A 22,112-nucleotide genomic window follows, 5' to 3' on the forward strand; every position below is an offset into this window, starting at 1 on the left:
AAGACACATACGATTCACTGCACGTTTCAGGAACCCTCGCTCATGACTCAGACTTTAGGTCAGCTTGAAAACCGCGGCGCCTTTATTGAACGTCACATCGGTCCGGATGCTCAGCAACAGCAGGAGATGCTGAATATCGTCGGCGCCGATTCGCTTAACGCTCTGACTGGCCAGATTGTGCCGCAGGATATTCAGCTGGCGACCCCTCCGCAGGTGGGTGACGCGACTACCGAATTCGCCGCGCTGGCGGAGCTGAAGGCGATCGCCGGTCGCAACAAGCGCTTCAAGTCTTACATCGGCATGGGCTACACCGCCGTGCAGCTGCCGCCGGTTATTCAGCGCAATATGCTGGAAAACCCGGGCTGGTATACCGCTTACACCCCTTACCAGCCGGAAGTTTCCCAGGGCCGCCTGGAATCACTGCTGAATTTCCAGCAGGTGACCCTCGATCTGACCGGGCTGGATATCGCCTCCGCCTCGCTGCTGGATGAGGCGACCGCCGGTGCTGAAGCGATGGCGATGGCTAAACGCGTCAGCAAGCTGAAGAATGCGAATCGCTTCTTCGTTGCCGCCGATGTACATCCGCAGACCCTGGACGTGGTGCGCACCCGCGCCGCAACCTTTGGCTTTGATGTCATCGTTGATGAGGCGGAAAAAGCGCTCGACCATCAGGACGTTTTCGGCGTACTGCTGCAGCAGGTGGGCACCACCGGCGAAGTTCATGACTACAGCACGCTGATCGCCGAACTGAAAGCGCGCAAAGTCGTGGTCAGCGTCGCCGCCGACTTCATGGCGCTGGTGTTGTTGACCGCGCCGGGCAAACAGGGGGCCGACATCGTCTTTGGCTCCGCCCAGCGTTTTGGCGTGCCGATGGGCTACGGCGGCCCGCACGCGGCTTTCTTTGCCGCAAAAGATGAATTTAAACGCTCGATGCCGGGCCGTATTATCGGCGTATCAAAAGATGCCGCCGGTAACACCGCGCTGCGTATGGCGATGCAGACCCGCGAACAGCATATCCGTCGCGAGAAAGCGAACTCCAATATTTGTACTTCCCAGGTACTGCTGGCAAACATCGCCAGCCTGTACGCGGTGTTCCACGGGCCAGAGGGCCTCAAGCGCATCGCCAGCCGTATCCATCGCCTGACCGATATTCTGGCCGACGGGCTGCAGAAAAAAGGACTCAGGCTGCGCCACGCCCACTACTTCGACACCCTGTGCGTGGAAGTGGTCGACAAAGCGGCGGTGCTGGCACGCGCCGAAGCGCTGGAAATTAACCTGCGCAGCGACATCCATAATGCCGTTGGTATCACCCTTGATGAAGCGACAACCCGCGAAGATGTGCTGAACCTGTTCCGCGCCATTATTGGCGACGATCATGGTCTGGATATTGAGACGCTGGATAAAGACGTGGCGCTCGACAGCCGCTCGATCCCGGAAAGCATGCTGCGTAACGACGCGATCCTGACGCACCCGGTGTTCAATCGTTACCACAGCGAAACCGAGATGATGCGCTACATGCATTCGCTGGAGCGTAAAGATCTGGCGCTGAACCAGGCGATGATCCCGCTGGGATCCTGTACCATGAAGCTCAACGCCGCGGCGGAAATGATCCCGATCACCTGGCCTGAATTTGCCGAGCTGCACCCGTTCTGCCCGGCGGAGCAGGCGGAAGGCTACCACCAGATGATCGCCCAGCTCTCTGACTGGCTGGTAAAACTGACCGGCTACGACGCCGTCTGCATGCAGCCAAACTCCGGCGCGCAGGGCGAGTATGCGGGCCTGCTGGCTATTCGCCACTATCACGAAAGCCGCCATGAAGGCCATCGCGACATCTGCCTGATCCCAAGTTCTGCGCACGGCACCAACCCGGCATCGGCACAGATGGCCGGTATGCAGGTTGTGGTTGTCGCCTGTGATAAAAACGGCAACATTGATCTTGCGGATCTGCGCCTCAAGGCGGAGCAGGCGGGTGAAAATCTCTCCTGCATTATGGTGACCTACCCGTCAACGCACGGCGTTTACGAAGAGACGATCCGCGAAGTGTGCGAGATAGTGCATCAGTCCGGCGGGCAGGTTTACCTCGACGGCGCCAACATGAACGCCCAGGTCGGCATTACCTCTCCGGGCTTTATCGGCGCGGACGTCTCGCACCTTAACCTGCACAAAACCTTCTGCATTCCGCACGGCGGCGGCGGTCCGGGTATGGGACCGATTGGCGTCAAAGCGCATCTGGCGCCGTTTGTTCCGGGCCACAGCGTGGTACAGATAGAAGGGATGCTGACCCGTCAGGGCGCGGTTTCCGCTGCACCGTTCGGCAGCGCTTCCATTCTGCCAATCAGCTGGATGTATATCCGTATGATGGGGGCCGAAGGGTTGAAGCAGGCGAGCCAGATGGCAATCCTCAATGCTAACTACATCGCGACCCGCCTGAAAGAGGCGTTTCCGGTGCTTTATACCGGTCGCGACGGTCGCGTGGCGCACGAATGTATTCTGGATATTCGTCCTCTGAAAGAAGAGACCGGTATCAGCGAGCTGGATATTGCTAAGCGTCTGATCGACTTCGGTTTCCACGCGCCGACGATGTCCTTCCCGGTTGCCGGTACTCTGATGGTTGAGCCGACGGAATCAGAAAGCAAAGTTGAGCTGGACCGCTTCATAGAGGCGATGCTGGCGATTCGTAGTGAAATCGATCGCGTGAAAGCGGGCGAGTGGCCGCTGGAAGATAACCCGCTGGTGAACGCCCCGCATACCCAAGGTGAGCTGGTGGCGGAATGGCATCATCCGTATACCCGCGAGCTGGCGGTATTCCCGGCTGGTCTGGCGAATAAATACTGGCCGACGGTGAAGCGTCTGGACGATGTCTACGGCGACCGTAACCTGTTCTGCTCCTGTGTACCGATGAGCGAATACCAGTAATCCACTGACTGGACTATCTTTTAAAGGCGCTTCGGCGCCTTTATTTTTTGGGGGAGAGGATGGCTATAGCACTGATTACCGGCGCCAGCCGCGGAATAGGTCAGGCGACGGCGCTGCTGCTGGCGCAGGAAGGGTATACCGTGGTGGTTAATTATCATCACGACATCGGTGCGGCGATGGCGGTGGTCAACGAGATCGTCGTCCTCGGCGGTAAAGCCGTTGCGCTGGGGGCAGATATCAGCGATGAGGCGCAGGTGGTGGCGATGTTTGACGGGATCGACCGTCTTGAGGAGCCGCTGACCGCGCTGGTTAACAACGCCGGTATCCTGTTTGCACAAAGCACCGTGGAAAACCTTACCGCTGCGCGGATTAATCAGGTGCTGAGTACCAATGTCACCGGTTATTTCCTCTGTTGCCGGGAGGCGGTGAAGAGGATGTCACATCGCCACGGCGGCAAAGGCGGGGCTATCGTTAATGTTTCATCGGCGGCATCGCGTTTGGGCGCGCCGGGGGAATATGTGGATTATGCCGCCTCGAAAGGGGCCGTGGATACGTTGACCACCGGACTGTCGCTGGAAGTGGCGGCGCAGGGGATTCGCGTCAACGGCGTGCGTCCCGGCTTTATCTACACCGGGATGCACGCGTCGGGCGGCGAGCCCGGGCGCGTGGATCGGGTGAAAGCGGGGCTGCCGATGCAGCGCGGCGGGCAGCCGGAGGAGGTCGCACAGGCCATCGCCTGGCTGCTGAGCGACAAAGCCTCTTATGTGACAGGTAGTTTCCTGGAGCTGGCCGGTGGCAAATAAGATGTGCGAACCCGGATGGCGGCTACGCCTTATCCGGGCTACAGCCGCTGGTCGGCGGCAAATAACGGCTACCATCCGGCACTTGTAGCCCGGCTAAGCGTAGCGCAAGCCGGGGATTATGATGCCAGTCACCGCCGCTCGGGCGAATGCGTTTTAGCAATGTTAAAAGCTGTAGAGAACTGTCTGTAAGGCGGGCAGTACCCTCCCCTCTGGCGAGGAGAGGGCGCTGCTGAGAGGGAATCAGAGATTTTCACCGTTGCTGGCAATGACCTCTTTATACCAGTTGAAGCTTTTTTTGCGCGAGCGGGACATGTCGCCGGTACCGTCGTCATGCTTGTTCACGTAAATAAAACCGTAGCGCTTGCTGTACTGGCCGGTGGTAAAGGAGACGCAGTCGATACAGCCCCACGGGGTGTAGCCCATCAGCTCGACGCCATCGTAAGTCACCGCTTTGATCATCTCTTCCACATGCGCGCGCAGGTAGTCGATACGGTAGTCGTCGTTGATGCTGCCGTCTTCTTCCACTTTGTCGTAGGCGCCGAAGCCGTTTTCAACGATAAACAGCGGTTTCTGATAGCGTTCGTACAGTTCGCACAGCGAGTAGCGCAGGCCCACCGGGTCAATCTGCCAGCCCCAGTCGGAGGCTTTGACGTGCGGGTTCGGTACGCTGCCTTCGAAGCCGGAGATGGCATCGCCGCTGCCGCCTTCCGCTTTGACCGCGTTGGTCATGTAGTAGCTGAAACCGAGGTAATCGCAGGTGCCTTCGCGCAGGATCTGCTCATCGCCCGCTGCCATCGCGATGTTAAACCCGCGACGCTCCCACTCATTGAGAACGTAGGTCGGGTAGTAACCGCGCAGCTGCACGTCGGTAAAGACGTAACGTTCACGCATCGACTCCTGAGCGAACATCACATCGTCAGGTTTACAGGAGAACGGATAGAGCGCCACCATTGCCAGCATACAACCGACCTGCATCTGCGGATTGATGCGTCGCGCCGCCTTCACCGCCAGCGCGCTGGCAACGAACTGGTGATGCAGCACCTGGTACATGGTCTCTTCCGGGTTTTTGTGATCGGTATAGACCACGCCGGAACAGCAGTAGCCGAACAACGGGGCGCGCCAGTTGCGCTGGTTATTGATCTCGTTGAAGGTCATCCAGTATTTCACTTTGTGCTTATAGCGCTCGAAGACCACTTCGGCGAAGCGCACAAAGAAATCGACCACTTTGCGGTTGGTCCAGCCACCGTACTGCTGCACCAGATGCAGCGGCATTTCGAAGTGGGAGAGGGTGATAACCGGCTCGATGTTGTACTTCAGCAGCTCATCGAACATGTCGTCATAAAACTGCAGCCCCTCTTCGTTGGGCTGAGTTTCATCACCCTGCGGGAAGATACGGGTCCAGGCAATGGAGGTACGAAAACACTTGAAGCCCATTTCGGCAAACAGCCTGATGTCTTCTTTGTAGCGGCCGTGGAAGTCGATGGCTTCGTGGTTCGGGTAGTATTTCCCGGCTTCCACTTCATGGGTGATTTCGCGTGGAACGCCGTGGGCGCCGCCGGTCAGCACATCGCAAATGCTCGGGCCTTTGCCCTCTTTATTCCAGCCGCCTTCCACCTGGTGTGCCGCGACCGCGCCGCCCCATAAAAAGTCTTTTGGTAAGGTGATTTTTTTCATCTTTGCTCGTCTCGTCAAATAGCATCTGTTGGCGAGTCTAACAAAGGGGAAATAAATGTCACGATATAACAATTTCCCTCAGCTGGAATATGTTACATCGAAAAAACAGGGTGTTATTTTCAGCTGAGTTTACGGGCTAATTTACGCCCCAGGGATTCCAGAATATAAATAACCGGAATTTGGGTGGTAATATCATACACGCCGCCGATGCGGGTTTGCGGGACGTGCCAGGAGAGGTTAAAGTCCGCCAGCTTCGCCAGTCGGGAGTGCTCATGGCTGGTGACCGACATCACCTTGCAGTTATGCAGGCTGAACTGGCTGGCGAAGCGGAGAATCTCTTCGGTCTCCCCGGAAACGGACAGGACGATCGCCAGCGCGTTACGCGCCATGTCGTTGGTGACCGGGAAATAAGGGTCGTCGATATGATTGCTGAATTTCCCGACGTTGGAGAAAAAGCGTGCGCCATATTTTGCCAGCGCGCCGGAGGTGCCTGCGCCGACAAATATAATACGTTCCGATGCGAGAATAATATCGACGGCGCGCTCGAGTAAATGATCAAATTCGTCATTGTTGACGCTTTTAAAAAAACTCATAATTTCGCTGGCGCCGATATTTGCCTGTTGAGGCTGGTTCTGCTCAAGATATAATTTAAAGCGGACGCGAAACTCCGAGTAGCCTTCGCACTGCAGCTTACGACAAAAGCGCAGGACGGTGGTCGTCGAGACCCCGGCGGCTTCTGCCAGCTCGCGGATGGTCATATACATCACTTTGTCACGATTTTTAATGACGTAGTGGTAGACCATCATCTCAAGATTATTGAGACTGGCGATCGCGGCGTGGGAAAACATACTCACAGTAATAACTCACAATTCATCATAACCAGGATGGAATTATACCATGCAGCCGAATGACATAACCTTTTTTCAGCGCTTTCAGGACGACATCCTCGCCGGGCGTAAAACCATCACCATTCGTAATGCCGCCGAGTCGCATTTTAAAACCGGCGACGTGCTGCGCGTCGGCCGTTATGAAGATGACGGCTATTTTTGCACGATTAGCGTGACGGCGACGTCCACGGTGACGCTCGACAGCCTCACGGAACGCCATGCCGAACAGGAGAATATGACCCTCGCGCAGCTGCGGCAGGTGATTACGGCGATCTATCCCGGCGAAGACCAGTTTTATGTTATTGAATTCAAAAAGCTTTGATAGAACAGCGAACGGCTGTTAGTTGAAATTTTAATGTAACGTTATGATTTTACAATGTTTACAAATATTCATCTTTTTATTTTGGCTAACAGGTGTTCACTGGAATCATTCTCAGTTACCCTAGACGGGCATTGAAAGCGTTCTTGTTTTCGGAGTCAAATATGGTTCGCAAACCATTAATCACGCAGGGTTATTCTTTGGCAGAGGAAGTTGCCAACAGTATCAGTCACGGTATCGGGCTGGTGTTTGGCATCGTCGGCCTGGTCCTCCTGCTGGTGCAGGCGGTAGACAGCAATGCCAGCGCAACGGCGATAACCAGCTATAGTCTGTACGGCGGCAGCATGATTATGCTGTTCCTCGCCTCCACCCTCTATCATGCGATTCCTCATCAGCGAGCCAAGCAGTGGCTGAAAAAATTCGATCACTGCGCCATCTATCTGCTGATTGCGGGAACCTATACGCCTTTTCTCCTGGTAGGGCTCAATTCACCGCTTGCGCGCGGCCTGATGGTTGTCATCTGGAGCCTGGCGCTGCTGGGGATCTTGTTTAAGCTCACCATTGCGCACCGCTTTAAGGTCCTCTCTCTGGTGACCTATCTGACGATGGGCTGGCTGTCGTTGATTGTGGTTTATCAACTGGCGATCAAACTGGCGGCTGGGGGCGTCACGCTGTTGGCGGTCGGGGGCGTGGTGTATTCGCTGGGGGTTATCTTCTACGTCTGCAAGCGCATTCCTTATAACCATGCTATCTGGCACGGTTTTGTGCTGGGCGGCAGCGTATGTCACTTCCTGGCTATTTATTTGTATGTCGGCCAGGTATAAATAAAACGTCGCATCATCGGGTAACTCCCCGGCGGCGGGGCTACAGGTCCACGCAGTCCGGGGTGGTGCTGGCCGGGTTATAGCATCAACATCGCTATTACCCGGAAACGAAAATCTACTCTTCTTCCAGCGAGTATGGCAGTGGGACGATGTTTAATGTGCCGGCATCATCGCGCACGCGGAATACGCTGTCTGGCTCCATATCGTTATTCATCACCACCTGCACCAGCAACTGACCATCATCCAGCAGCACCGCCGCCAGCACGGTGCCGGTCCGGCGCCAGTTTTCACCCATTTTCAGTTCAAGATCTTCTCCGGCTTCCGGGACACGGCTCGCCTTTCCGGCCAGATACCACAGTGCGCGTTTGTTTGCGCCGCGGAATTTCGCCCTGGCGACCATTTCCTGGCCGGTATAGCAGCCTTTTTTGAAGCTGATACCGCCCAACGCCTGCAGATTCGTTGCCTGCGGGATGAACTGCGCGCTGTTGGCGCTGTCGATAACCGGCAGACCGGCTTCGATGTTGAGCGCCAGCCACTGCTGGCTGTTGTTTAGCTGCGCGTCGCTGCGCAACGCGTCGGCCACGCGGGTAGCGGTTTCCACATCGGTCACCAGCAGAAAGCGCTCCGCCGGATGTTCAAACCACAGCAGGCTGGTCACGCCATCGGTGACCAACGGTTTGTCGCTGCCCGGAAGTTCACTGAACAGCGGCGCCAGCGCGGCGCGGGCCTGGAAACCGGCAACGCCCAGCAGGACGTGTTCATCATCGGCGGCAATGGTCACTTTGGAGAACACCGCATATTTCTTGAGTTCGGTGAGCTGCGCTTCGCGCAGGCTGCGGCGTTCAATCCAGGCGAAACCACCGCCACGGCGGAAGACTCGCAGGTTGCTCCACATCTTGCCCTTGGCATCGCAGTGCGCGGCAAGCAGATGCCGATCGTCGGTTAACGCGCTGACATCGGCGGTAATCTGCCCCTGCAGATACTTCTCGCCATCCTGACCGGTAATCGTCGCCAGCGCCCAGTCATCCAGGGTCATCAGCGTTAACGGCAGACGAGCGGAAGAGGAGGGCTGACGCGGAGGAAAAGGTGTAAAAGCCATAGTCATGTCCTGAATAGCTTAACGCAGAGTGAATAGCTAATGGTAAAAGAGCTATGGTGCAATGCAAGCGCTTTTGGCAGGCCATTTGTGCCCTGAAAGCACAAATGGGGAAACAAAGGTGAGGGATAAGTCCATATCTTCGCTGTGGTTTTTGTGGAATGGCGTTCTCTGTTCTCGATATTGCTGTAAAGTAAGTGCAAAAAACGGGTTACACTAACCTATCAACAACGTCTGTTCAGGCCGCTTTTCGGCGCCCTGAAGGACGATGTCAGACTCTTTTTATGCTGGAAGGACAACATGGACATTACGAATAAAGCCCGCATCCACTGGGCATGCCGCCGGGGTATGCGTGAACTTGATATCTCCATCATGCCGTTTTTCGAGTATGAGTACGATACGCTCAGCGATGAAGACAAACAGCTGTTCATCCGCCTGTTAGAAAACGACGATCCGGATCTGTTTAACTGGCTGATGAATCATGGCGAACCGGCTGATGCGCAACTGCAACGGATGGTAAAATTAATCCAGACTCGGAATCGGGAACGTGGTCCTGTGGCAATCTGATTTACGCATTTCCTGGCGTTCACAGTGGTTCTCGTTGCTGCTACATGGCGTTGTGGCGGCTATTGTGCTGCTGATGCCGTGGCCGCTGAGCTACACACCGCTTTGGCTACTGCTGCTGTCGCTGGTGGTGTTCGACAGCGTGCGCAGCCAGCGGCGGATCCACGCCTGCCGGGGGGAAATAAAGCTGATGACCGATTCGCGTTTGCGTTGGCAAAAAGCGGAATGGGAGATTGTCGGCACGCCGTGGGTGATTAATAGCGGGATGTTGCTGCGCCTGCAGGATATGCAAACGCGCCGCCGTCAGCATCTGTGGGTCGCTGCAGACAGTATGGATGCCAGAGAGTGGCGAGATCTGCGCCGGTTGGTGTTACAAAAACCGGCACAGGATTAAGCAAATCAGGCGAATTGCTCTGCCATTTCGCCGAGGATTTGTTCGCACCAGTTCTGGATGCGCTCGTCGCTCAGGTCATACTGGTTCGTTTCATCAAGCGCGAGGCCAACAAACAGCTGGCCATCGGCGATAATCGGTTTCTGGCTGGTGAATTCGTAACCTTCCGTCGGCCAGTAACCGATAAACTTCACGCCTTTGGCGCTCAGTTTGTCGTGCAGCATTCCCAGCGCGTCAAGGAACCATTCGCCGTAACCCAACTGGTCACCCATGCCATACAGCGCCACAATTTTATCCTGCAGATCCAGTGTATCCAGTTGCTGCCAGACGGCTTCCCAGTCTTCCTGAATTTCGCCGAAATCCCACGTCGGGATGCCGAGAATCAACACGTCATACTGTGTCATCAGGGAAGGGGAATCATCTTTCAGATTATGCAGCGTCACTAATTCCGGGCCGATGATATCGCGGATCTTCTCCGCTGCCATCTCGGTGTAGCAGGTACTGGAGCCGTAAAAAAGACCTATGTTCATGGCGTAAACATCTCAATTCATGCGGTGATTTTGCGGCTAGTTTATCAGAAAGCCGTCGTCAGCCGCATACTTAAGCTGCTCTGTCAGGCCGCCGGCAAAAACAGCGCCGCCGTTTTTGCCCAGTCGGGCCACTTATTTGGGTATACTGAAGCCGTTTTAACGAGCAAAGAGGGCGATGTGAAAGAGGATCTCGCACGAATCGAACAGTTTCTTGATGCCTTGTGGCTGGAGCGCAATCTGGCGGAAAATACGCTGAGCGCCTACCGTCGGGATCTGACCATGGTCGTGGAATGGCTGCATCATCGCGGGTCGTCGCTGGTTAGCGTGAGCGGCGAGGATCTGCAGGCGCTGCTGGCTGAGAGACAAACGGGCGGCTATAAAGCCACCAGTACCGCGCGCCTGTTGAGCGCCGTGCGCCGTTTCTTCCAGCACCTCTATCGGGAGAAAATCCGCCCGGATGACCCCAGCGCGCTGCTGGCGTCGCCGAAGCTGCCGCAGCGGCTGCCGAAAGATCTGAGCGAGGCGCAGGTCGATCGCCTGCTGCAGGCGCCGCTGGTCGATCAGCCTCTGGAATTGCGCGATAAAGCGATGCTTGAGGTGCTGTATGCCACCGGCCTGCGCGTGTCGGAACTGGTGGGTCTGACGATGAGCGACATCAGCCTGCGCCAGGGCGTCCTGCGGGTCGTCGGCAAAGGCAACAAAGAGCGGCTGGTTCCGCTTGGCGAAGAGGCGGTGCTGTGGGTTGAGAACTACCTGGAGTACGGGCGCCCCTGGCTGCTGAACGGCGTGGCATCCGATGTGCTTTTCCCCAGCCAGCGCGCGCAGCAAATGACGCGCCAGACCTTCTGGCATCGGATTAAGCACTATGCCGTGCTGGCCGGGATAGATAGCGCGAAGCTCTCCCCGCACGTTTTACGCCATGCGTTTGCCACGCATTTACTCAACCATGGCGCAGACTTACGCGTGGTACAGATGCTGTTGGGACACAGCGATCTCTCTACGACGCAGATCTACACCCATGTTGCGACCGAGCGTCTGAGACAACTTCATCAACAGCACCACCCGCGGGCGTGAGTGCTGAATAAAAGGACTGAGTATGAAAAAAGGTTTATTGATGTTTACGCTGCTGGCGGCGACGCTGTCCGGTGCGGCCCATGCGGATAACGCGGCTATCAAACGGTCGCTGGCAAAACTGGGCGTACAGAGTACGGATATTCAGCCTTCGCCGGTTGCCGGAATGAGCACCGTACTGACCGACAGCGGCGTGCTGTATGTGACCGATGACGGTAAACACGTCATCCAGGGGCCGATGTACGACGTCGGCGGCGCACAGCCGGTAAACGTCACCAACGCGCTGCTGGTGGGCAAGCTGAATGCGCTGGAAAAAGAGATGATTATCTATAGAGCGCCGCAGGAAAAACACGTAATCACCGTTTTCACCGACATTACCTGCGGCTACTGCCACAAGCTGCACGAAGAGATGAGCGACTACAACGCGCTGGGGATTACCGTTCGCTACCTGGCCTTCCCGCGCCAGGGGCTGCAAAGCCAGACCGCGCAGGATATGAAAGCTATCTGGTGCGCCAAAGATCGTAACAAAGCGCTGGATGACGCGATGAGCGGTAAAGGCATCCAGCCGGCGAGCTGCCCGGTTGATATCAGCAAACACTACACGCTTGGCGTGCAGTTTGGCGTCAATGGAACGCCGGCGATGGTGCTGAGCAACGGCTACGTGCTTCCGGGTTATCAGGGGCCGAAAGAGCTGAAAGCCTTCCTTGATGAGCATCAAAAACAGACAAGCGGTAAATAATTCGCGTGAAACAACAGATACAACTACGCCGCCGTGAGGTGGTTGAAGGGGCTGAACTCCCCGCCGACCTGTCGCCGCTGCTGCAGCGGCTGTACGCCAGCCGCGGCGTCCTGCATGCGCAGGAGCTGGAGCGCAGCGTCAAAGGCATGCTGCCGTGGACGCAACTGACCGGCATCGAACAAGCCGTGGAGATGCTCTACGGCGCATTCAGGCAACAGCGGCACATTGTTGTGGTCGGTGATTTTGACGCCGATGGCGCGACCAGCACCGCGCTGAGCGTGCTGGCAATGCGCGCGCTCGGCTACAGTAATGTCTCTTATCTGGTACCCAATCGCTTTGAAGATGGCTACGGGTTAAGTCCCGAGGTGGTCGATCAGGCCCACGCCCGCGGCGCGCAGATGATTATGACCGTGGATAACGGTATCTCGTCGCATAGCGGCGTCGATCATGCTCATGCGCTGGGTATTCCGGTGGTGGTGACCGATCACCACCTGCCGGGTGAGACGCTGCCGGCGGCGGAGGCTATCGTCAACCCGAACCTGCGCGACTGCGATTTCCCTTCGAAATCGCTGGCCGGCGTCGGGGTGGCGTTCTATTTGATGCTGGCGCTGCGCACCTTCCTGCGTGATAAAAACTGGTTTGCAGAGCGGGGCATCGCGCCGCCGAATCTCGCCGAACTGTTGGATCTGGTCGCGCTCGGGACGGTGGCTGACGTCGTGCCGCTCGATGCTAATAACCGCATTCTCACCTGGCAGGGGCTGAGCCGTATCCGTGCCGGTAAGTGCCGTCCGGGGATCAAAGCGCTGCTGGAGATCGCCAACCGCGATCCGCAAAAGCTGGCGGCCAGCGACCTGGGGTTTGCCCTGGGACCGCGGCTGAATGCGGCAGGCCGGCTGGATGATATGTCGGTCGGCGTGGCGCTGCTGTTGTGCGATAACGTCGGCGAAGCGCGGATGCTGGCCAATGAACTGGATGCGCTGAACCAGACGCGCAAAGAGATTGAGCAAGGGATGCAGGCGGAAGCGCTTACGCTGTGCCAGCAACTTGAACGCAGCGGCGACACGCTGCCCGGCGGGCTGGCGATGTATCATCCGCAGTGGCACCAGGGGGTGGTCGGGATTCTGGCGTCGCGGATTAAAGAGCGCTTCCATCGCCCGGTTATTGCCTTCGCCCCAACCGGCGACGGGCTGTTAAAAGGCTCCGGGCGCTCTATCCAGGGGTTGCATATGCGCGATGCGCTTGAACGTCTTGATACGCTGCATCCGGGGCTCATTCTTAAGTTCGGCGGCCACGCGATGGCGGCGGGACTGTCGCTGGAAGAGGCGCGCTTTGAGGAGTTTCAGCAGCGTTTTGGCGACCTGGTCACCGAATGGCTGGATCCGGCGCTGTTGCAGGGGGAAGTGGTCTCTGACGGTCCGCTGGATGCGGCCGAGATGAGCATGGAGGTCGCGCATCTGCTCCGTGAAGCGGGGCCCTGGGGACAGATGTTCCCGGAGCCGCTGTTTGACGGTCGTTTCCGTCTGCTACAGCAGCGCCTGGTGGGCGAGCGGCATCTCAAGGTGATGGTCGAGCCGGTTGGCGGCGGCCCGCTGCTGGACGGGATTGCCTTCAACGTTGATACTTCGATTTGGCCGGATAACGGCGTGCGCGAAGTCACCCTGGCCTATAAGCTCGATATTAATGAGTTCCGCGGCAATCGCAGCCTGCAGCTTATCATCGACCATCTCTGGCCGGTCTGACGAAAAAGTCGGCAACAAACAGGCTGACGGAAGGCCGAAGTGTCTATAAAAGAGAGCGGGGATCCGGTACAATTCCGCTCTTATCACCGCATTTTGACCAATCCATTAAAAGAAAATCGATCATGTTTGAAATAAATCCGGTAAAAAACCGCATTCAGGACCTCACGGAGCGCTCCGACGTTCTTAGGGGGTATCTTTGACTACGATGCCAAGAAAGAGCGTCTGGAAGAAGTAAACGCCGAGCTGGAGCAGCCGGACGTGTGGAACGAACCCGAGCGCGCACAGGCGCTGGGTAAAGAGCGTTCTTCACTGGAAGCCATCGTTGACACGTTGGATCAAATGTCTCAGGGGCTGGAAGATGTTTCCGGACTGCTGGAGCTGGCTGTCGAAGCCGACGACGAAGAGACCTTCAACGAAGCCATTGCCGAACTTGACGTGCTGGAAGAGAAACTGGCGCAGCTTGAGTTCCGTCGCATGTTCTCCGGCGAGTACGACAGCGCCGATTGCTATCTCGATATTCAGGCCGGTTCCGGCGGTACGGAAGCGCAGGACTGGGCCAGCATGCTGACGCGTATGTATCTGCGCTGGGCCGAAGCGCGTGGCTTCAAGACCGAAATTATTGAAGAGTCTGAAGGCGAAGTGGCGGGCATTAAGTCCGTGACCATCAAGATTATCGGCGATTACGCCTACGGCTGGCTGCGTACCGAAACCGGCGTCCACCGCCTGGTGCGTAAGAGCCCGTTCGATTCCGGCGGCCGCCGCCACACCTCCTTCAGCTCCGCGTTCGTCTATCCGGAAGTGGATGAAGACATTGATATCGAAATCAACCCGGCGGACCTGCGCATCGACGTTTATCGCGCCTCCGGCGCGGGTGGTCAGCACGTTAACCGTACGGAATCCGCGGTGCGTATCACCCACATTCCGACCGGCTTAGTGACGCAGTGCCAGAACGACCGTTCGCAGCACAAGAACAAAGACCAGGCCATGAAGCAGATGAAAGCCAAGCTTTATGAGCTGGAAATGCAGAAGAAAAATGCCGAGAAGCAGGCGATGGAAGATACCAAATCCGACATCGGCTGGGGCAGCCAGATCCGTTCTTACGTGCTGGATGACTCCCGCATTAAAGATCTGCGCACCGGGGTGGAAACCCGCAATACTCAGGCCGTGCTGGACGGCAGCCTGGATCAATTTATCGAAGCAAGTTTGAAAGCAGGGTTATGAGGAACCAACATGTCTGAACAACAAGCACAGGGCGCTGACGCGGCAATTGACCTTAATAATGAACTGAAAGCCCGTCGTGAAAAGCTGGCTCAGCTTCGTGAGCAGGGTATTCCGTTCCCGAACGATTTCCGTCGTGACCATACCTCTGACCAACTGCACGCTGACTTCGATGCGAAAGAAAACGAAGAGCTGGAAGCACTGAACGTTGAAGTCTCCGTTGCTGGCCGTATGATGACCCGCCGGATTATGGGTAAAGCCTCTTTCGTCACTTTGCAGGACGTCGGCGGCCGCATTCAGCTGTACGTCGCGCGTGACGATCTGCCGGAAGGCGTCTACAACGAGCAGTTCAAAAAATGGGACCTCGGCGATATCATCGCGGCGCGCGGTAAGCTGTTCAAAACCAAAACCGGCGAGCTCTCTATCCACTGCAGCGAACTGCGTCTGCTGACCAAAGCCCTGCGCCCGCTGCCGGACAAATTCCACGGTCTGCAGGATCAGGAAGCGCGCTACCGTCAGCGCTATCTGGACCTGATCTCTAACGACGAATCCCGTAAGACCTTTAAGATTCGCTCCCGGATTCTGGCCGGTATCCGCCAGTTCATGGTGGGGCGCGACTTTATGGAAGTGGAAACCCCAATGATGCAGGTGATCCCCGGCGGTGCGTCTGCCCGTCCGTTCATCACCCATCACAACGCGCTGGATATGGACATGTACCTGCGTATCGCGCCGGAACTGTACCTGAAGCGTCTGGTTGTGGGCGGCTTCGAACGCGTGTTCGAAATCAACCGTAACTTCCGTAACGAAGGCATCTCCGTGCGTCACAACCCAGAGTTCACCATGATGGAACTCTACATGGCGTACGCGGACTATAAAGATCTGATCGAGCTGACCGAATCCCTGTTCCGCACCCTGGCGCAGGATATTCTGGGCAACACCGCGGTTCCTTATGGCGATCAGACCTTCGACTTCGGCAAGCCGTTTGAAAAACTGACCATGCGTGAAGCTATCAAGAAATACCGTCCGCAAACCGAGATGGCGGATCTGGATAACTTCGATTCTGCGAAGGCGATTGCAGAGTCCATCGGCATTCACGTTGAGAAGAGCTGGGGTCTGGGTCGTATCGTGACGGAGATCTTTGAAGAAGTGGCGGAAGCGCACCTGATTCAGCCGACCTTTATCACCGAATACCCGGCCGAAGTCTCTCCGCTGGCGCGTCGTAATGACCAGAACCCGGAAATCACCGACCGCTTTGAGTTCTTTATCGGCGGTCGTGAAATCGGTAACGGCTTCAGCGAGCTGAACGACGCCGAAGACCAGGCGCAGCGCTTCCAGGACCAGGTGAATGCGAAAGCCGCTGGTGACGATGAAGCCATGTTCTACGATGAAGACTACGTGACCGCGCTGGAACATGGTCTGCCGCCGACCGCAGGTCTGGGTATCGGTATTGACCGTATGGTAATGCTGTTTACCAACAGTCACACCATCCGCGACGTCATCCTGTTCCCGGCGATGCGTCCGGTTAAATAAGACCGACCGCCCAAAGCGCAACCCCGGCTATGCCGGGGTTTTTTGTTTGTGCCTCAGCCACCCGCTGCACGAGTCGAGAGAGGGGGCGGACAGGCGGCGAAAAAACCGCTATCCGGCATTACGGCTAATAGCGCAGCTGCGCGACATAGTTTCTTAACGCTTGTCGGGCGTTATCATCAGCCGCTTCGAGCACCATCCACGGGCTGTAGGCCCACGGCGTGAGCGCCAACGACTGCAGTAAATCCTCCAGCTCACACCATTGATAGTCCATAACCTCGTCGCTATTGGCCTGCAGCGGACTGATAATCCGTGCGGCGTAAACCGGGCAGACTTCGTTTTCGACAATCCCGTTTGGGGCCACCGCCCGGTAACGAAACGCCGGGTGAACGGAGGTGATGTTGGCAATGTTAACGCCGAGTTCAAAACGGCTGCGCCGCGTCACGGCCTGGTCAAACGTCTCTCCGCTCTGAGGATGTCCGCAGACGGAGTTGGTCCAGACGCCGGGCCAGGCTTTTTTGCCCAGTGAACGACGCGTCACCAGTAGCTGGCCATGGTCATTAAACAACCAGCAGGAAAAGGCGAGGTGCAAAGGGGTATTGAGGGTATGGGCGGCATATTTTTCCAGCCTGCCAACAGGCTTATCTTGCTCATCGAGCAAAATGACATGTTCCCCGGTCATGACAACTCCTGATAATAAAAGTGACCCGGCATACACTCGCCTGGTCACGTACTCGCCACTAGGGTAGCCGATAACCGCGTGAAAGGCATTACCAAAACACGCTGTCGGCACTGCTGAGGGGGGATACCCGAATCCGCCAACACAAGCGTATCGATTGGGGATCTGCCTGCGGGCTGGTATGATAGTCGTCCGTTGTGAAGAGATGAGAGCTGTGCTGAGTGCAGGACGCCTGATGAGAAAACGCTTTTTTATCATGATGATGTTGGTCAGCAGCCTGGTGATTGCAGGGTGTTCCAGTTCATCTGATTCCGCTTCCGTCTACACCGTTAAACGCGGCGATACCTTGTACCGTATTTCCCGGACGACTGGTACCAGCATTAACGATCTGGCCCGACTGAATAATATCTCCCCACCGTATACCATTGAGGTTGGACAGCGTCTGAAGCTGAATCCGGGTTCGGGTACCACAAAGGGTGGCTCATCCGCGAAGAGTCGCGCCGGTACGCGCACCGCGGCCAGTAAGCCGCCGGCGACGCTGCCGCCGGTCTCCTGGCCACCGGTGGGGCAACGCTGCTGGCGCTGGCCGACCAGCGGTAAAGTTATTCTGCCTTATTCATCAAATGATGGCGGTAATAAGGGGATTGATATTGCCGGCACGCGCGGTCAGCCGGTCTACGCGGCAGGGGCGGGTAAAGTGGTGTACGTCGGTAATCAGCTCCGCGGCTACGGTAATCTGATCATGATTAAACACGGTGAGGATTACATCAGCGCCTATGCCCATAATGACAAAATGATGGTCAATAACGGTCAGAATGTGAAGATTGGCCAGCAGATAGCCACAATGGGAAGTAGCGACGCCGATTCTGTGCGCCTGCATTTCCAGATTCGCTACCGGGCGACGGCTATCGATCCACTGCGCTATTTACCGCCGCAGGGCAGTAAACCTAAGTGCTAAGAGGTTATTTTATCAGCAGTTAGCAAGATTCAGTCTTGTAAGACGGTGCGTAAGGACTATAATGGCCCTCGCACCTTAAAGCGGGCGTAGTTCAATGGTAGAACGAGAGCTTCCCAAGCTCTATACGAGGGTTCGATTCCCTTCGCCCGCTCCAGATCTCTCCGCCTGACGGAGAAGCCTTAAAACCTTTCTCTATCAGTAACTTAAATAACCTTCTGTTTTGTCTCCTGTGGGCTCTACCATTGTGATCCGTCCTTAGCCACTGTCACGCTAAGTTATAGGGTGAGATGACAGTAAAACTCAGCTTTGGCGGCAGTCGCATCCTCATACAGCCCAAAGAAAACGCCTTAAGTATTTTTCTGTAGGAAATAAAAAGGCCCTTCCGAGCCTTTTTACATAAAAATTATCCGTAATTCATTGATATTGTTGTTTATTACTTATATTTCCGCACTCAACGCAATAAGGTAACGTTGTGTGCATGGAAATAACGGTACTATCCAGATACATCACAGGTACGCATAGTCAGTTCTGTTTTAAAGACAACTTTATACAACCGGCTTTCTATGTTTATACGAGTCAGGTTTTTTCCAGAGTGCTTCCAGTTCCTCCAGAGTTTTACCCTTAGTTTCTGGGACGAATTTCCACATGAACAGCGCGGCCAGAATCCCCATAACACCATAAACCCAGTATGCGAATCCGTTGTTGAAATGAGTTTGCAGGTAGGTGGACTTCGCCATCATCGGGAATGTCCAGCTTACGAAATAGTTTGCGATCCATTGTGCAGCTACCGCAATAGCCAGTGCCTTTGAGCGAATACGGTTCGGGAAAATTTCCGCCAGCAGAACCCAACAGACTGGCCCCCAGCTCACCGCAAACATGGCAACATACAGCAGCATAGCGAAGAGTGCGACACCGCCAGCCCAGTGAGCATAGAACGCCGTACCCAGCAGCAACATCCCGAAAGCCATCCCCAGCGCTCCGATGATCTGCAGTGGCTTACGCCCAAATTTATCCACAGTCATAATAGCAATCACCGTAAACAGCAGATTGATAATGCCAACAATGATTGTTTGCAGCAACGCTGTATCCTGGCTTGAACCAATTTCTTTAAAAACTTCTGGCGCATAATACAGCACCACATTGATCCCCACGAACTGCTGGAATACCGACAGCATCACGCCAATTACAACAATGGCAATACCAAAGGAAAAGAGAGGGGCCGATTGTACGGTATCGACGCTTACTGATTTCACCACATTCTTAAATTCAGCCTGACCCGCAACTTTACCCAACAGTTTTTCCAGAATAACGGACGCCTGAGCATTCTGACCACGGGTTGCCAGCCAGCGTGGACTTTCCGGTACGGTAAATAACAGCGCAAAGAAGATCAGTGAAGGTATTGCCCCGGAAAGGAACATATAACGCCAACCCATGGTATCCAGCCACTCTGGCGTACCGCTGCGGGCAATGAAATAGTTAACACAGTAAACCAATAGCTGACCAAATATAATAGCGAACTGGTTAAAAGAAACGAGCCTGCCGCGTATGTTAGCTGGTGCTATCTCCGCAATATACATCGGTGAAATCATCGAGGCTATCCCAACCCCAATACCGCCGAGAATACGATAAATAACAAACGTACTTACATAGTCACTCAGATAAGTTGGTACGCCTGCCGTACTATCGATCGCGTGATGCCCTATTTCTGGAAATGATGACCCCAGTGCGGAAATAAAAAATAAAAGACCAGCAACCATTAATGATCTTTTTCGGCCAAACTTACTGCTTAATATTCCGGCCAGCCCACCACCAATAATACAACCAATTAATGCACTGGCAACACAAAAACCTAACAATGAGTTAGCGGCCCCTTCAGCTAAATCCCGGGGTACAACAAAAACATTGTTAAGCGATCCGACTGTGCCAGAAATTACTGCCGTATCATAGCCAAACAGCAGTCCTCCGAGGGTGGCGACTAACGTGACACCCAGCGTGTACGAGTTCATTTTTGTGCTCATATTTAATCCTGTAGGGCGGAAAGATCTCAGCCAAATAAATCTATTTGTGGTTCAGAGCATTAACGGATAATCCGCTGATATTTATCAGCGGATTATCCTGTTTTATAAAGCTGGATTAACTGAAAATATAAGCGTTAACGAGATTTTCCATTGCTTCCTGATGACCGCTGGTGTGTTGCGGACGGAAGTTTTCTGTTTCGGCAAATTCCGCCAGTTGGGACAGACTCATATCACCAGAAAGGATTTTTTGTCCCAGTTCCTGATTCCATCCAGCATAGCGGGCGATGACAGACTGCTCAAGCGCGCCATCCTGGAGCATTCGGGCCGCGATTTTCAGAGATAAAGCCATGGTGTCCATCGCACCAATATGGCCGAGGAACAGATCGTATTTATCTGTGCTTTGACGACGGACTTTAGCGTCAAAGTTCAGTCCACCGGTGGTGAATCCTCCCGCTTTCAGTATTTCATACATGACCAGTGCATTTTCTTCGACGCTATTCGGGAACTGGTCAGTATCCCATCCCAGTTGAGGATCGCCACGGTTAGCATCAACAGAACCAAATATCCCCAGCGCAATGGCAGAGGCAATTTCGTGGTGGAAGGAATGCCCGGCAAGTGTGGCATGATTGGCCTCAATATTTACCCGGATTTCATCCTCCAGCCCGAATTGTTTCAGGAACCCGTAAACCGTCGCCACATCGTAATCATATTGATGTTTGGTTGGTTCCTGAGGTTTGGGCTCAATCAGTAGTGTCCCGGTAAAACCCGTTTTATATTTATGCTCAACAACCATTTGCATAAAACGACCAATCTGCTCACGCTCCTGGCGTAAGTTTGTGTTCAGTAGGCTTTCATAGCCCTCACGGCCTCCCCACAGCACATAGTTTTCACCGCCAAGTCGTTTTGTAGCATCCATCGCATGAGCAACCTGAGTCGCAGCGACCGCAAACACTTCAGGATTTGGATTTGTTGCCGCACCTGCCGCATAGCGTGGGTTAGAGAATGCGTTAGCCGTTCCCCAAAGCAGCTTCAGGCCCGTTTCTTCCTGTTTCTGGGCCAGAATATCTGTCATGACCGCCAGGTTCTGGCGATATTCGCTGAGACTATTGCCCTCTGGTGAAACATCCGTATCATGGAAGCAATAAAAAGGCACATTCAATTTTTTGAAGAATTCAAAGGCGACATCGGCTTTTAATTTCGCCATTTCCAGCGCATTACCAGGCTTCTGCCAGGGGCGGTCGAATGCCCCCAGACCAAACATATCCTGCCCATTCCAGCAGAAATTATGCCAGTAGCAGGCGGCAAAGCGCAGATGATCTCTCATACTTTTACCGAGGATGATCTCATCCGGATTGTAATGACGGAAAGCAAGAGGATTATATTTTCCAGTACCTTCGAATTTAATTTGTTCAACTTCAGGGAAATATGACATTGGTTAGTCTCCAGTTTAGTTTTGATATCCCTGATATAGACACCTCTCACTTTATCATACAATTGAGTTTTTTCGCATCTCGATTATAAAAATGAGTTACCGTGATATTCGTCACATTTCCTCTGATTTAAATATATTTGTTAATTAAGATTAAATACGTATTGACCACATCCTGTCATTAATTTAATTAAGTAAGTTGAGTGTTAATTTCATCCGTTGAGTGTTTTTTTATGTAACAAAATATATTAATCATGGCTGTTTTATTAAATCATAAGAAATAGCCAGCGTGAAAGCTGACTACGTTTTTAGAATGGTGAGGCATTCAGGTAGATTGTGGTTGAGTAGCTCGCCCCATTAGTGAAGCGATATATGTTGCCTTTCACGTTCAGGTGAATAGCGCCATCACTTATGTCTACCTTTGCGCTTGCGTCAGATGTTGATAAAAAGGCGTGATACTTATCTCCCACACCTTTCAGGAAAGCGTCTTTGCTAACTTCTGGAGGGACTAAATAAAACTGGTACACAAAGTTTGTCGTAGCACCTGCGCTGCCCTCTGTAATGTATAGTGACACCTTAGAATTGATTTTCTCAACCTTATAAACAGTCTGAATGACTGGAGAGTTGAGCGCCTTATACACCCCGTAGCAAGCCACGATACCCATCAGTACCGCAGCCCACCTAAAAATCCGAACGTTTCGCATCGTCTATACCTGCCCTGATGAATGTG

The 22,112-nt window shown here is 54.6% G+C and carries 20 protein-coding genes and 1 tRNA gene; 13 read left to right on the forward strand and 8 right to left on the reverse strand.

All coding sequences use genetic code 11. The features are described from left to right. The first annotated feature begins 42 nt into the window (after positions 1-42). The gene (gene gcvP, locus Electrica_RS03805; RefSeq protein ID WP_141963512.1) at positions 43-2,916 is read left to right on the forward strand and encodes an aminomethyl-transferring glycine dehydrogenase; all 2,874 of its coding nucleotides are present in this window, start codon (positions 43-45) and stop codon (positions 2,914-2,916) included. Positions 2,917-2,975: 59 nt separating this feature from the next. Beyond that, entirely contained in the window at positions 2,976-3,719 is a 744-nt protein-coding gene (locus Electrica_RS03810; RefSeq protein ID WP_131048601.1) for an SDR family oxidoreductase, read from the forward strand. A 240-nt stretch (positions 3,720-3,959) separates the two neighbouring features. On the opposite strand, the gene Electrica_RS03815 is transcribed toward Electrica_RS03810, so the two are convergent. Then, entirely contained in the window at positions 3,960-5,393 is a 1,434-nt protein-coding gene (locus Electrica_RS03815) for a 6-phospho-beta-glucosidase (protein WP_141963514.1), read from the reverse strand. 119 nt (positions 5,394-5,512) lie between these two features. Continuing rightward, a complete protein-coding gene (locus tag Electrica_RS03820) occupies positions 5,513-6,241 on the reverse strand; it encodes a MurR/RpiR family transcriptional regulator (protein WP_131048725.1) in 729 nt (242 codons plus the stop codon). A 49-nt stretch (positions 6,242-6,290) separates the two neighbouring features. On the opposite strand from Electrica_RS03820, the gene yqfB reads away from it, so the two are divergent. Together yqfB and trhA are read left to right on the forward strand one after the other, a co-directional pair. Continuing rightward, positions 6,291-6,602 carry a N(4)-acetylcytidine aminohydrolase gene (gene yqfB / locus Electrica_RS03825; protein WP_131048603.1) on the forward strand — a complete coding sequence of 104 codons (312 nt, stop codon included), beginning with the start codon at positions 6,291-6,293 and terminating at the stop codon, positions 6,600-6,602. Between the two features lie 161 nt (positions 6,603-6,763). Continuing rightward, positions 6,764-7,423 (forward strand): PAQR family membrane homeostasis protein TrhA, encoded by a 660-nt coding sequence (gene trhA, locus Electrica_RS03830; RefSeq protein WP_131048604.1) that lies wholly within the window; start codon positions 6,764-6,766, stop codon positions 7,421-7,423. Positions 7,424-7,538: 115 nt separating this feature from the next. Here the strand turns inward: trhA and ygfZ are convergent, their stop codons facing one another. Next, a complete protein-coding gene (gene ygfZ, locus Electrica_RS03835) occupies positions 7,539-8,522 on the reverse strand; it encodes a tRNA-modifying protein YgfZ (protein WP_141963516.1) in 984 nt (327 codons plus the stop codon). Between the two features lie 297 nt (positions 8,523-8,819). On the opposite strand from ygfZ, the gene sdhE reads away from it, so the two are divergent. Both sdhE and Electrica_RS03845 read left to right on the forward strand, forming a co-directional pair. Further along, complete coding sequence (gene sdhE / locus Electrica_RS03840; protein WP_004867358.1) at positions 8,820-9,086, forward strand: FAD assembly factor SdhE; 267 nt, start codon at positions 8,820-8,822, stop codon at positions 9,084-9,086. Beyond that, positions 9,067-9,477, forward strand: coding sequence for a protein YgfX (locus Electrica_RS03845; RefSeq protein WP_100684294.1), 411 nt, complete (start codon positions 9,067-9,069; stop codon positions 9,475-9,477). Before sdhE ends, Electrica_RS03845 begins: the two co-directional genes overlap by 20 nt. 5 nt (positions 9,478-9,482) lie before the next feature. Here the strand turns inward: Electrica_RS03845 and fldB are convergent, their stop codons facing one another. Then, a complete protein-coding gene (gene fldB, locus Electrica_RS03850; protein WP_100684295.1) occupies positions 9,483-10,004 on the reverse strand; it encodes a flavodoxin FldB in 522 nt (173 codons plus the stop codon). A 177-nt stretch (positions 10,005-10,181) separates the two neighbouring features. On the opposite strand from fldB, the gene xerD reads away from it, so the two are divergent. The 5 genes from xerD to lysS all read left to right on the forward strand — a co-directional run bounded on the left by xerD (position 10,182) and on the right by lysS (position 16,301). Further along, positions 10,182-11,078: a site-specific tyrosine recombinase XerD gene (xerD, locus tag Electrica_RS03855; RefSeq protein ID WP_100684392.1), complete on the forward strand. Its 897-nt coding sequence runs from the start codon at positions 10,182-10,184 to the stop codon at positions 11,076-11,078. Between the two features lie 22 nt (positions 11,079-11,100). Beyond that, positions 11,101-11,814: a bifunctional protein-disulfide isomerase/oxidoreductase DsbC gene (gene dsbC, locus Electrica_RS03860; protein WP_141963518.1), complete on the forward strand. Its 714-nt coding sequence runs from the start codon at positions 11,101-11,103 to the stop codon at positions 11,812-11,814. A gap of 5 nt (positions 11,815-11,819) precedes the next feature. Then, positions 11,820-13,553, forward strand: a complete 1,734-nt coding sequence (recJ, locus tag Electrica_RS03865; RefSeq protein ID WP_141963520.1) for a single-stranded-DNA-specific exonuclease RecJ — start codon at positions 11,820-11,822, stop codon at positions 13,551-13,553. A gap of 122 nt (positions 13,554-13,675) precedes the next feature. Continuing rightward, a protein-coding gene (prfB, locus tag Electrica_RS03870; protein ID WP_100684298.1) for a peptide chain release factor 2 occupies positions 13,676-14,774 on the forward strand; the annotation gives its coding sequence in 2 pieces (ribosomal slippage) (positions 13,676-13,750 and positions 13,752-14,774; 1,098 coding nt in all). 9 nt (positions 14,775-14,783) lie between these two features. Continuing rightward, positions 14,784-16,301: a lysine--tRNA ligase gene (gene lysS, locus Electrica_RS03875; RefSeq protein WP_100684299.1), complete on the forward strand. Its 1,518-nt coding sequence runs from the start codon at positions 14,784-14,786 to the stop codon at positions 16,299-16,301. Between the two features lie 124 nt (positions 16,302-16,425). Here the strand turns inward: lysS and idi are convergent, their stop codons facing one another. Continuing rightward, positions 16,426-16,980 carry an isopentenyl-diphosphate Delta-isomerase gene (idi, locus tag Electrica_RS03880; protein WP_131048610.1) on the reverse strand — a complete coding sequence of 185 codons (555 nt, stop codon included), beginning with the start codon at positions 16,978-16,980 and terminating at the stop codon, positions 16,426-16,428. Between the two features lie 232 nt (positions 16,981-17,212). On the opposite strand from idi, the gene actS reads away from it, so the two are divergent. After that, the gene (actS, locus tag Electrica_RS03885; protein ID WP_141963522.1) at positions 17,213-17,935 is read left to right on the forward strand and encodes an amidase activator ActS; all 723 of its coding nucleotides are present in this window, start codon (positions 17,213-17,215) and stop codon (positions 17,933-17,935) included. A gap of 80 nt (positions 17,936-18,015) precedes the next feature. Continuing rightward, positions 18,016-18,089, forward strand: a tRNA-Gly gene (locus tag Electrica_RS03890). Positions 18,090-18,480: 391 nt separating this feature from the next. Here the strand turns inward: Electrica_RS03890 and xylE are convergent. From xylE to Electrica_RS03905, 3 genes are all read right to left on the reverse strand, one after another. Beyond that, positions 18,481-19,953, reverse strand: a complete 1,473-nt coding sequence (xylE, locus tag Electrica_RS03895; protein ID WP_141963524.1) for a D-xylose transporter XylE — start codon at positions 19,951-19,953, stop codon at positions 18,481-18,483. Between the two features lie 115 nt (positions 19,954-20,068). Further along, a complete protein-coding gene (gene xylA / locus Electrica_RS03900; protein WP_141963526.1) occupies positions 20,069-21,385 on the reverse strand; it encodes a xylose isomerase in 1,317 nt (438 codons plus the stop codon). 305 nt (positions 21,386-21,690) lie between these two features. Continuing rightward, positions 21,691-22,086, reverse strand: a complete 396-nt coding sequence (locus Electrica_RS03905) for a hypothetical protein (RefSeq protein ID WP_141963528.1) — start codon at positions 22,084-22,086, stop codon at positions 21,691-21,693. Positions 22,087-22,112 lie beyond the last annotated feature (26 nt).

It is taken from the genome of Klebsiella electrica (assembly GCF_006711645.1).
GTDB classification, from domain to species: domain Bacteria; phylum Pseudomonadota; class Gammaproteobacteria; order Enterobacterales; family Enterobacteriaceae; genus Klebsiella; species Klebsiella electrica.